The organism is Flectobacillus roseus, assembly GCF_030056595.1.
GTDB lineage: Bacteria > Bacteroidota > Bacteroidia > Cytophagales > Spirosomataceae > Flectobacillus > Flectobacillus roseus.
In genome coordinates, this window is record NZ_JASHIF010000019.1 from 109,681 (window position 1) to 121,772 (window position 12,092).

A 12,092-nucleotide genomic window follows, 5' to 3' on the forward strand; every position below is an offset into this window, starting at 1 on the left:
AATAGAATATGAATATTCCAAGAATAAGTTTGATTGGAGCTGGCCCAGGTGATATAGAGTTAATTACTCTAAAAGGTATCAAAGCAATAGAGTCAGCAGACGTTATTCTATATGATGCCTTAGCAAATGAAGAACTTTTGGCGTATGCCAAGCCCGAAGCGATAAAAGTATATGTGGGAAAACGCTTAGGTAAATATGTTTATACGCAAGAGCAAATCAATTATCAGTTAGTACAATTGGCTCTTGATTATGGGCATGTAGTAAGGCTCAAAGGTGGTGATCCTTTTGTATTTGGAAGAGGCTTTGAAGAAATAGAATATGTTCGTTCATTTAATATTCCTTGTGAAGTTATTTCGGGTGTTACTTCTGCCATTGCGGCGCCAGCTTCGGTAGGGATTCCAGTTACAACGAGAGGATATGCTGAAAGCTTTTGGGTAATTACGGGTACTACCAAAACAGGTGAGCTTTCAAATGACCTAAGGCTAGCCGCTCAATCAACAGCAACTGTAGTTGTTTTGATGGGGATGAGTAAACTAGATCAGATTTGTGAGATTTTTACAGAATATCAAAAACAAGAAACACCAGTAGCAATTGTTCAAAACGGCACCCGTGACAACGCCAAGCACCTAGTCGGAACAATTGAAGATATTGGAGCAAAAGTAAAAACACAAAAACTGAGCAATCCAGCGGTGATTGTTATTGGAGAAGTGGTAAGTCTTCATCCAGAATATATAGAAACTTACCTAAAAGAAGAAATTAGAACGATGCGTGGTTGAGGTCATTTTATTAGAACGTAATCAAACACTATATAAAACAAAAAGAGGTTTCAACGATATTTCAGCGAAACCGTTCCACTAATTACCTTGATAAATTAGACTACTTCATTTTTCATCAACACTCTCAAAATTAGATAATCTTATATCCTGCCCGCTTTCTGGGCACTTTAGTTCTTTATTTCCCTTCAACGGTTTGTTGAAAATGGTCATTCGTGGGGGCGAATGTAAAACCATCTGTATTATGATTGTGGGGGCAGTCATGTTACTGAAAACAGGAATAAATTATGTTATCGCAAAACTCTGTATCAAACAGGGCTCCGTTGGAGTCTTTGAATGTATTGTCGTGGAAAGGAATTCAAATGAAGACTTTTCATATTACATGGATCACTTTTTTCTTTTGCTTCTTTGGTTGGTTTGGCATTGCGCCATTGATGAAAATCGTCAAAGATGATTTGGGACTTACAAAAGCTCAAATCGGAAATGTAATGATTGCTTCGGTTTCGGCAACAATTTTTGCTCGCTTAATTATCGGACGTTTATGTGACACGTTAGGCCCACGCTTGACCTACACGGGGTTACTTATCCTAGGCTCAATTCCTGTTATTGGTATCGGATTATCCAATAGCTACGAAAGTTTCTTATTATTTCGCTTGGCCATTGGCGTGATTGGCGCTTCTTTTGTGATTACTCAATACCATACTTCTATGATGTTTGCGCCCAAAATTAAAGGAACTGCAAACGCTGTAGCTGGAGGCTGGGGCAATTTAGGAGGCGGTATCACCAACATGGTTATGCCCTTGGTATTTGCCGCTTTTGTTGGTGCTGGGTATACAAAACCAGAAGCATGGAGATTAGCCATGACGATTCCGGGAGTGATTTTATTGGTCATGGCATTCGTATATTTCCGCTTTACGAAAGACACGCCTGCTGGTAACTTCTCAGAAATTACTCGCCAACAACAGACCAAAGGTTCATTCTGGGCCGCAGCCTCTGATTTTCGTACTTGGATTTTGTTTTTGGCGTATGGAGCTTGTTTTGGTATCGAAATTACCTTTGACAATGTGGCTGCTTTATACTTTTCAGAATACTTCAAATGTGATTTAGCAACAGCAGGCTTATTAGCGGGTATCTTCGGGTTCATGAACTTGTTTGCAAGAGCCATCGGTGGAATCGTAGCCGACAAGGTAGGAGCAAAAATGGGAATGCGTGGCAAAGGCTGGTTATTAGCAGGATTGCTAAGTATGGAAGGTATAGGTATTATTCTCTTTGCTCAAACTAACTCCTTGGCAATGGCTATCGTAGCAATGTTAGGCTTTGCATTTTTCTTGAAAATGGCCAATGGCGCTACGTATGCTATCGTACCTTTTATTGATTCCAAAAATGTAGGTTCTGTTTCAGGAATCGTAGGTGCTGGAGGCAACCTTGGTGGTGTGCTAGCAGGCTTCTTATTCAAATCTGAAAACATTACTTATAACCAAGCTTTCTTCTATATTGGTTTAGTGGTAGGCGCTATTGGCTTAGTGGTAGCCATAAGTCGTTTCGAAAAACAATCTCAAACTTCAGAAAAATTACAGTTAGAACCAGAAATGGCCTAATAAAATTTAAGTTGTGAGGCGATAGGCAAATAGTTTTAAAAACTGATACATTTTGCTCAATGCTCATTGCTGCAAACCAAAAGCTTAATGTTTAGATTTAATTAAAATTTCACATTCATAATTCACAACTCATAATTCAGCACTAGTACTTCACATCTATTTTTCTTTTAAAACAAACAAAAAAACCCGAATGAGATGGGGGTCTCGATTCGGGCGAAAATCGCAAAACTCTGTTAAAATTTTACAATCAGCTACAAAAGTATGAAAAAAACTTACAAAATCAAGGCTGCATTAGCCTTATTGGTGGGGGTTTCTACTCACTTTGTGTCGAAGGCACAATTCTCTTTGCAAGGTCAAGTTAGAACTCGTACTGAGGTTCGCAATGGACTAGGTAACCTAGTTCCGACAGGTTCAGATGCTGCGGCATTTACCTCTCAACGTACTCGTTTGATTTTTGGTTACAAGTGGGACCGTGTAACATTTGGAGCTACCGTTCAGGACATTCGTGTATGGGGACAAGATGCCTCAACTATCTCTAATAATGATGGTAATCGCTTGATGCTACATGAAGGCTGGGCTGAAGTAACCTTAGCCAACAAGGCCGATACTACGATTAAATTCAAGGCAGTTGATCAACTTTCAATCAAAATTGGTCGTCAAGAATTGAATTATGATGATGTAAGATTGATTGGTAACTTGGATTGGTTGCAACAAGGTCGTCGTCACGACATGGTATTACTCAAAGGAATGCACTCAGGTTGGCAGTTTGATGTAGGTTATGCTTTTAACCAAAATACTGATGCATTTAATACAACGGGGACTATTTATACACCTGCCAACACACCACAGTATATGCCAAATTCGAAAGGCGCCTTGGTGGCAGTACCCGCAGGAACGATTCCGAACGGAGCGGTATTTACGAGTAATCCGAGTACCAACGGTGCTACGCAAGATTATAAATCATTCAAGAGCGTATATATCTCCCGTAAGTTTAATCAGACCAAGTTTTCAGGCTTGTTTTTCAATGATGATTTTGGAAAATATAAGATGGATACCTTGGTTGGAAACAGTTCGACAGGATATTTATATGGCAAAGATTTTAGAGGACAAAAAGGGGTAAACAGTCGAGTAACTTACGGTTTGATGATTAATCATACTTTAGGCAATGCTTCAGGATTTGGTAAAATTGCTCTCCAAGGTGCGTATTATGCGCAAACAGGCAAAGACCGTGATGGTGTAGCAATGGATGCTTATCACTACACACTTTCGGCAACTTATCAAAAAGGCAAATGGGCTTTTACGCCAGGCTATGATGTTCTTTCAGGAAATGATGCTGTAAATCCTAGTGGCAAAAACAATCGCTTCGACCCACTTTATGGAACACCACACCGCCACTGGGGCTATATGGATTACTTTTATGTGGGTACAGGCGCACCAGCAGGAGGCTTGAACAATGCTTATTTCAAAGTAAAATATACCACCAATGTATTGACAGTTGGCTTGGATTATCACTCATTTGCCTTAAACAAAGCTATGGTAAAAACAGGCTCTGATGGTATCAAAAGCACGATTAATAACCAATTGGGTACTGAGTTAGACTTTACGTTGAACTACAACATGAATAAGTTTACCAATATCGAACTAGGCTATTCAATCATGAATGCGACGGACAGTATGCCAATTGCCAAAGCACAAAACGCAACAGCAACTTATGACAAAACAGGTACATGGTTTTATGCGATGATTAACATTCGTCCAGATTTCTTTTACTCAAAACCAGTAGCGTTAAGGTAATTGTGAGTGGTGAATTTTGAATTGTGAATTTTGAGTGGCGAGTTGTGAATGATGATTGTAAACATCTAGCTATCAACACCCTAAACTCAATATCAATTCTATATTTTCACTCATAATACAAAACCACTTTGTGCCTCTGTGCCTGTACACTTTGTGCCTTTGTGCCCGTACACTTTGTGCCTTTTTACTGAATTACTCATTTTTCAATATACAACTTCCTTAGACCGATGGGGGTCGGTCTAAGGATTGTTTTAAACCATTTCATAATCGTTATGAACGCAAAAACTCTGTTAAAGCAAGTATTAGTGTTGGTAGGTTTAGTAGCTACAACACTACAATTGTCGGCAAATCCGACGCCTTCAGGAAAGAAAATAAGATTAGGGTTTATTCCACTGACAGACTGTGCTCCGCTAGTAGCCGCTAAAGAGTTGGGATTATTCGCAAAATATGGGGTCGATGTAGAGCTTTCGAAAGAAGCCTCTTGGGCCAATGTTCGTGATAAAATCTTGAATGGTGAATTGGATGGAGCACACTGTCTTTTCTCAATGCCTTTGTCAGTATATACAGGAATTGGTGGTAAAGCTGGCTCGGAAATGAAGATTGCGATGGTAATCAACAACAATGGACAAGGTATCACACTTTCGAAAGACTTCTGTGGCATGGTTGGCTTCAAAGAAGTAAACAAAGTAGCAGCTACCGTAAAAGCCGTACAAACTCGCAAAGAAGTTACCTTCGCTATGACTTTCCCTGGCGGAACCCATGATATCTGGTTACGCAACTGGTTAGCAGCAGCAGGTGTCAATCAAAAATCGGTGGGTATTATCACAATTCCTCCTCCACAAATGGTGGCAAATATGCGTGTAGACAACATGGAAGGCTATTGCGTAGGCGAACCTTGGAATGGCGTAGCCGCTACTCAAAACGTAGGTTTTACACATATTGCTTCACAGGATATTTGGAAACATCACCCAGAAAAAGCTTTGGTTGTCAACAGCAAATTTGCCGCAGAGGATAAGGAAGATTTGAAAAAAGTGATGAAAGCTATTATCGAAGCTTGTCGCTGGTTAGACAATATGAGCAATCGTAAAAAAGCAGCTTCATGGTTGACTAAACCATATTACGTAAATGCAGCATTGCCAGTAATTGAAGCTCGTCTTTTAGGCTCAAACGATTTGGGTTGCGACTTGGGTGTTCAAAAGTACAAAGACGACTATATGACTTTTTATAACAATGGTGTCGTGAATATGCCTCGCAAATCTCATGCAATGTGGTTTTTGGCACAGTATGTTCGTTTTGGTTATCTAAAAGCTGAGCCAAATTATAAAGCGATTGTCGAAAAATTGATTTTGGATGATTTGTATCAAGAAGTAGCCAAAGAAATGGCGGTGCCTATGCAACCAGACATGAAGCCTTTCAAAACTACGTATGACGTAAACTTCGATCCAGCCAATATCGACGATTATCTCAAAGCAACTCGTAAATAAGATTTCCACAGTACTTCCTTGTGACAAGCAAGGAAGTACCCAACCATACCATATCATGAATTCATTTTCTCTCAAAAATTCGATTAGTAATGCGCTTTACTTTATCGGAAGTATGTTGGTGCTGATAGGCTTGTGGCAGTTGGTAACAATTTTAACTAAAAACGAAATCCCTGGACCTGTAGCCACATGGCAGGTATTTATGGAACTTATGAGTGAACCATTTTACGACCGCGGTCCTAACGATAAGGGTATCGGCAACCAGTTGGTTAGTTCATTAATTCGCGTTTTCAGTGGTTTTGGAGCTGGAAGTATCGTAGCTATTCCCCTTGGTTTGTTGATGGGTTCTTCTAAAACTGGGATGAAACTCCTCAACCCTATTGTGCAGATTTTGCGCCCAGTATCGCCTTTGGCTTGGTTTCCATTGGGCTTATTGGCTTTCAAAGCCGCAGAAGGAGCTACTATTTTTATCATCATGATTACTTCATTGTGGCCAACACTTATCAACACAGCTTTTGGCGTAGCGAGTATTCCTGATGACCATAAGAATGTAGGCAAAGCGTTTGGTTTTTCTACTTGGAAATACATTACCAAAATTATGTTACCTTATTCTATTCCACATATTATTACAGGTTTGCGTCTTTCGATTGGCGTAGCGTGGATGGTAATCGTAGCCGGCGAAATGCTTTCGGGTGGTGTTGGTATTGGGTTCTTTGTTTGGGATAGTTGGAATGCCCTTTCATTAGAGCGTATCCTCGTAGCGATTTTGATTATCGGTACCGTAGGGCTTTTGTTGGATAAAGGCTTCAATGCCTTACAAAATGCTTTTTCTTACAACCAAAAGTAATAAGTAGGAAAACGTTATTAGTTAAAAGTATATTGGTTATTTGAAGGTATTCATAATCAAAACATTATGGTCAAATTTCACCTCAGATGTACTATTAATTTAATCTTTCCTACTACTTATCTAAAACCTTTGCCACAAATGAATACTAGCGATAAATCACTCAATTTGGTCGATTCGGCCAATGATTTCCATAAAATTAATAGTCGTGAAACGGCTATCAGTATCAATAATGTTGAGGTATCATTCTCAACACCCAAAGGAAAGTTTACGGCTGTAAAAGATATCTCTCTCGACATCAAAAGAGGCGAAATTATTTCCCTAATCGGTCACTCTGGTTGTGGAAAATCTACCTTGATGAATACTATTTCGGGAATGGTATTGCCTACATCAGGAGAGGTAATCGCCAACGATAAAGTAGTAAAAGGACCAGGCCCCGATCGTGGTATCGTATTCCAAAATTATTCATTGTTACCTTGGATGTCGGTGTACAAAAACATCTTTGTCGCGGTTGATTCAGTTTTTAAGGATAAATCTACCGACGAAAAACACGCCATTGTCAACCATTACATCGAAATGGTAAATCTTACCTCACACAAAGACAAATTGCCAAGTCAGTTGTCGGGTGGGATGAAACAACGAGTAGCTATTGCACGTGCATTTGCCATCAATCCAAGCATTTTGTTATTGGACGAACCATTCGGCGCCTTAGATGCACTCACCAAAGGTTCGATGCACATCGAGTTATTGAAATTATGGAACCTAGATAATCGTAACAAAACTATTGTGATGGTAACTCATGACATAGAAGAAGCGATTTTCTTATCTGATAAAGTAGTGGTAATGAATAACGGGCCAGCGGCTACTATCAAAAAGATTGTAGAGGTAAATCTAGAAAGACCTCGTAATAAAAAAGCAATTGCTCACGACCCTGAATACATCCGAATTCATGATGAGCTATTAGGATTGTTGTTTGACAAGTTTTCTATTGAAGACTAATAGGTATAAAAAAGCCCGAAATAAATGATTTCGGGCAAGACTCTTACTTTTCATTGATATGAAAAGTCTCAAACTGGTCTAATCGAGCTGATAGTTTCCAACATAGCGGTGTCAAAAACCAATGACATCAGTAGCGGCCGATGTTCATACCGAATTAGGGTTTCAAGAATTTATGAATTCCGCAATCCTCATATCAATGTATGCAAAAGTAGGGTGATTATTGAAGGAATAATCATCAAAACCTTAAACATAAACCATGCCATCTTTGCGGAAAATTCATGATGAAACACTTTTGAAACAAAATAAAACACTTTGTATATGAGTATTCCGTCCAATAAGAAACAAATAAAATCTACCTGCTCTTACTGCGGTGTGGGATGCGGTGTAGTACTGACCGACCACGGAAAAGGAAAGCTGACCCTTGAAGGCGATAAGTCACATCCTTCAAGTAAAAGTATGCTTTGTTCAAAAGGGATGAATCTTCATTATACAGTAATGGATACTTCCGACCGTTTGCTGTACCCGACCATGCGCTACAACCGTGATATGCCGCTACAACGTGTATCGTGGGACCAAGCACTAGACCGTACAGCGGCTGTTTTTAAAGCTATTATCAAAAAATATGGCCCAGATGGAGTCGGATTCTACGTTTCAGGACAATGCTCTACTGAAGAATACTATGTAATCAATAAGCTCATCAAAGGTTTTATTGGTTCTAATAATATCGATACCAACTCCCGCTTGTGTATGTCGTCGGCTGTAGTAGGTTACAAACTTACCCTCGGCGAAGACTCTGTACCTGTTTGTTATGATGATATAGAATTAGCTGACACTTTTTTAGTAACAGGCGCCAACCCAGCTTGGGCGCACCCTATTATCTGGCGAAGAGTCGAAGCACACAAGCAAGCCAATCCTGATGTCAAAATTATTGTAGTAGATCCACGTCGTACTCAAACAGCCTCACAAGCTGATTTACATTTACAAATTACCCCAGGCTCCGATGTGACTCTTACCAATGCCATCGGAAGGACTTTGATTGAAAACGACTGGATTGATACCGATTTTATTCTATCTCATGCAGATGGCTTTGAAGCGTACAAAGACCAAGTTATGCAGAGAAGTATAGCTGAAGCTGCTAATATATGTGGTATTTCTGCCGAAGATATTTATTTAACCGCTCGCTATATTCATGAAGCCAAAGGCTTTATGTCGATGTGGACAATGGGACTCAATCAGTCGGTTATTGGCGTAAACAAAAACCTATCTCTCATTGATTTGCATTTGATTACGGGTAAAATCGGAAAAGAAGGAAATGGTCCATTTTCGCTTACAGGACAGCCCAATGCCATGGGCGGACGCGAAGTCGGTGGTTTGGCAAATATGTTACCTGCTCATAGAGATTTGCTCAATCCAGCCCATAGAGAAGAAGTTCAAGCTTTTTGGGGTGGGACCAAAATCTCTGATAAGCCAGGTTTTACCGCTACCGAAATGTTTGAGGCCTTGGCGGATGGTCGCATGAAAGCTATCTGGATTGTATGTACCAACCCGATGGTAAGCTTGCCCAATATCAACGCTGTTGAAAAAGGTTTACAAAACGCTAAATATGTCGTAGTACAAGATATCTCGAACCGTTCGGATACCGTAAAATATGCCGATGTCGTATTGCCTTCGGCATCTTGGGCTGAAAAAAACTCCGTTTTTACTAACTCCGAACGTCGTATTACCTTTTTACCCAAATTAATTAACGCTCCTGGTGAAGCCAAAGACGATACTCAAATCATTGTTGAGTTTGCGCAAAAAATGGGTTTCGAAAAGGCTTTTGATTACCAAAATACAGCCGAAGTTTATGCCGAACATTGTCGCTCAACTATCGGAACCAACATTGACATTTCGGGTTTGAGCTATGAAGTTTTACAACAAAAACGCTCTGTTCAGTGGCCTTTTCCACAAGAAAAGGCTATTCAAGACCCTGATTATGTGGGCACTAAACGACTTTTTACGGATAAGCAATTTTATACCGCTAATCGCCGTGCCAAAATTCATGCTGTCCCAGACCAAAATCAGTCTGAGGCTTTGAGTAAAGAATTTCCCCTAATCCTTACCACAGGTCGTATTCGTGACCAATGGCATACCATGACCAAAACGGGTAAGGTGAATAAACTCAATCAACATATTTCTCAGCCTTTTATCGAAATACATCCCAAGGATGCTGCCGAAAGAGGTATCACCGAAAATCAAATTGTAGAGGTAAAAACCATTCGTGGAGAGGCTCGCATTAAAGCAAAAATTACGACCGACATCAAACAGGGCGTATGTTTTATGCCGATGCACTTTGGTAAAATTCAAGAAAAAACTTTTGGTCGTACCAACAACCTGACCAATACCTTAGTTGACCCGCGTTCAAAAGAGCCTGATTTTAAGTATTCGGCGGTACAGGTTTTACCTTATCAAAAATCTGTCGAAAAAATTGTGATTATTGGAGCTGGCTCTGCTGGCTTAGGCTTTATCAAAGCCTATCGTGAACTCAATCAACAAGATGAGATTCATGTTTTTTCAAAAGAAATCTATCCTTTTTATAATAGAGTCATGCTTCCTGATTATATCTCAGGAGCACAAAATTGGGAACAGTTGGTCAAGCTTCGTGAAGACCAATTTGCGGAGGCAAATATCCACGTCCATAAAGGCGTAGAAATTGTGCATATTGACCGTGCCAACAAAGTTTTAACTGATTCTTTGGGTCAAGAACATACCTACGACCGATTAATGCTGGGGATGGGTTCACGAGCCTTTATGCCTCCGAGTGTTCCTAAGATTCCTGGTATTTTCAATATGCGTTCTCGTATCGATGCCGATAGTCTCATGCCTTTTTTACAACAACCTAATCCTCATGCAGTGATTGTAGGGGGCGGTTTGTTGGGCTTAGAATTAGCAGCATCTCTTCGAGAAATGAATATCGAAGTTACTGTAATTCAGCGAAGTGGTCGTTTTATGGACCGCCAGCTCGATAAGCTTGGCTCAGAAATGCTCCATCACGAAATCGTAGATTTGGGCATTGAAGTATTTTATAATGATGAGGTTTCGTCTATTTATGGAACCGACCAATTGGAAGGCGTTCGTCTTAAATCGGGACGACGAATCGATGCACAAGTTGCTGTATTTGCCATTGGGACTACGCCCAATACCGAAATTGCCAAAGCAGCAGGCTTGGAAGTAAAACGTGGAGTGGTGGTCAATGATTATTTACAAACGTCTGATCCTTCTATTTTTGCTGCGGGCGAAATGGCACAATGGCGTGGCGAAATGTGGGGTATCACGGCTGCGGCCGAGCATCAAGCCGAAATTATTGCCAAATATATTGCTGGCGACTGGGCAAGTTATTACCAAGGTTCGCTTTCGATGAATATCATGAAAATCCAAGGAGTTCAATTATGTTCATTAGGAATGATTGACGCTCCTTCGAATAATCCTGATTATGAGGAGATTATCTTTATCGATAAAGCCAAACGCTATTATAAAAAATGTATTGTTCACCGTGACAAATTGGTAGGCGCTATTTTGATTGGCGATAAATCTGAATTTTTAGAATTCAAAGATTTGATTGGGAATAAAATTGAGCTTTCCGACAAACGAATGGAATTGTTGCGTTCGGGTAAAAAGGCTGATCCTGTGATGGGTAAATTGGTATGCTCGTGTAACAATGTGGGAGAAGGCAACCTCAAAAATGCGATTGCTGGAGGTTGTACAGATTTTACACAATTGTGTTCGCAAACAGGCGCTGGAACAGGCTGTGGAAGTTGTAGACCAGAAGTAAAAGCAATATTAGAATCGCTAAGCAAAAAAGAAGATGCTTTAGCGGAGAAATAGTTACCAGAAAGAAGGTTGGAATAGAAAAGGAAAAACGAGAAAGGAAGGTTTTTCTGAAGGGTACTGGAAAAGATGATTTTTAACCTTTTAGGCTCCGGAATTGAATTACTGGAATTAGAAACGAGCTTCTAAATTCCAGTAATTCAATTCCAAAGAACCTATATTTCTGAGGTTAAAACATGTCATCGTCATAGGTCGTCATTAATTATTTCTGACGAGCCACTACTAAATCACGAGTAGTAACAAAGTTAGTTTTGATTTCGAAAGTTTTAGCGTCGATAACGTCGATGTTTGAGCTAAGAACTTGGATAGTATATTTACCATCGCTCAAGTTAGAGAAATCAAAAGTTTTTGCAAATTTACCTGATTTAGCGTCAACGTACTCACGGTGTACTTCGTTGTTGTCTTTGTCAACTACTACTACAGTAACTTTTTTGTTGTTTGGTTTTTCTACCCAAACGTTGAAGCTAAGGCTGTTAGTAACTGGAGCGATTTTAGACTTTACAAATGCTTCTTCATCATTTGAGTTAGCGATTGCACTTACGTTTGACAAACAAGTCATAGCAGCTGCTACGAACATAGCTTTGATTACATTGTTGTTTTTCATGGTATTCATTATTTATGAGAGTGAAACATCAAATTTCTTAGAAAAGTCATATCTACTAAAAAAGGTTCATTTTTGAGAAAATTTCTTAAATGCTATCCTGTTTTGGACTGTCTAAAACTAAGAAACTGTACT

The 12,092-nt window shown here is 39.7% G+C and carries 8 protein-coding genes; 7 read left to right on the top strand and 1 reads right to left on the bottom strand.

What is annotated here, in order from left to right; genetic code table 11:
- Positions 1-8 precede the first annotated feature (8 nt).
- The 7 genes from cobA to QM524_RS19350 all read left to right on the top strand — a co-directional run bounded on the left by cobA (position 9) and on the right by QM524_RS19350 (position 11,353).
- Complete coding sequence (gene cobA / locus QM524_RS19320) at positions 9-776, top strand: uroporphyrinogen-III C-methyltransferase (protein ID WP_283345808.1); 768 nt, start codon at positions 9-11, stop codon at positions 774-776.
- A gap of 284 nt (positions 777-1,060) precedes the next feature.
- Positions 1,061-2,371: a NarK family nitrate/nitrite MFS transporter gene (locus QM524_RS19325; RefSeq protein ID WP_283345809.1), complete on the top strand. Its 1,311-nt coding sequence runs from the start codon at positions 1,061-1,063 to the stop codon at positions 2,369-2,371.
- A 261-nt stretch (positions 2,372-2,632) separates the two neighbouring features.
- Positions 2,633-4,165 (top strand): alginate export family protein, encoded by a 1,533-nt coding sequence (locus QM524_RS19330; protein WP_283345810.1) that lies wholly within the window; start codon positions 2,633-2,635, stop codon positions 4,163-4,165.
- A gap of 272 nt (positions 4,166-4,437) precedes the next feature.
- The gene (locus QM524_RS19335; protein ID WP_283345811.1) at positions 4,438-5,649 is read left to right on the top strand and encodes a CmpA/NrtA family ABC transporter substrate-binding protein; all 1,212 of its coding nucleotides are present in this window, start codon (positions 4,438-4,440) and stop codon (positions 5,647-5,649) included.
- Positions 5,650-5,704: 55 nt separating this feature from the next.
- The gene (gene ntrB / locus QM524_RS19340) at positions 5,705-6,493 is read left to right on the top strand and encodes a nitrate ABC transporter permease (protein WP_166549633.1); all 789 of its coding nucleotides are present in this window, start codon (positions 5,705-5,707) and stop codon (positions 6,491-6,493) included.
- A 138-nt stretch (positions 6,494-6,631) separates the two neighbouring features.
- Positions 6,632-7,489, top strand: coding sequence for an ABC transporter ATP-binding protein (locus tag QM524_RS19345; RefSeq protein ID WP_095166969.1), 858 nt, complete (start codon positions 6,632-6,634; stop codon positions 7,487-7,489).
- A gap of 318 nt (positions 7,490-7,807) precedes the next feature.
- Positions 7,808-11,353 (top strand): nitrate reductase, encoded by a 3,546-nt coding sequence (locus QM524_RS19350; protein WP_283345812.1) that lies wholly within the window; start codon positions 7,808-7,810, stop codon positions 11,351-11,353.
- Positions 11,354-11,558: 205 nt separating this feature from the next.
- Here the strand turns inward: QM524_RS19350 and QM524_RS19355 are convergent, their stop codons facing one another.
- Positions 11,559-11,960 (bottom strand): hypothetical protein, encoded by a 402-nt coding sequence (locus QM524_RS19355; protein ID WP_141234883.1) that lies wholly within the window; start codon positions 11,958-11,960, stop codon positions 11,559-11,561.
- Between the last annotated feature and the right edge of the window lie 132 nt (positions 11,961-12,092).

Excerpts from the sequence above, each read along its gene's own strand:
- cobA (WP_283345808.1), top strand. The coding sequence starts at position 9 with ATGAATATTCCAAGAATAAGTTTGATTGGAGCTGGCCCAGGTGATATA.
- QM524_RS19325 (WP_283345809.1), top strand. The coding sequence starts at position 1,061 with ATGTTATCGCAAAACTCTGTATCAAACAGGGCTCCGTTGGAGTCTTTG.
- QM524_RS19330 (WP_283345810.1), top strand. The coding sequence starts at position 2,633 with ATGAAAAAAACTTACAAAATCAAGGCTGCATTAGCCTTATTGGTGGGG.
- QM524_RS19335 (WP_283345811.1), top strand. The coding sequence starts at position 4,438 with ATGAACGCAAAAACTCTGTTAAAGCAAGTATTAGTGTTGGTAGGTTTA.
- ntrB (WP_166549633.1), top strand. The coding sequence starts at position 5,705 with ATGAATTCATTTTCTCTCAAAAATTCGATTAGTAATGCGCTTTACTTT.
- QM524_RS19345 (WP_095166969.1), top strand. The coding sequence starts at position 6,632 with ATGAATACTAGCGATAAATCACTCAATTTGGTCGATTCGGCCAATGAT.
- QM524_RS19350 (WP_283345812.1), top strand. The coding sequence starts at position 7,808 with ATGAGTATTCCGTCCAATAAGAAACAAATAAAATCTACCTGCTCTTAC.
- QM524_RS19355 (WP_141234883.1), bottom strand. The coding sequence starts at position 11,960 with ATGAAAAACAACAATGTAATCAAAGCTATGTTCGTAGCAGCTGCTATG.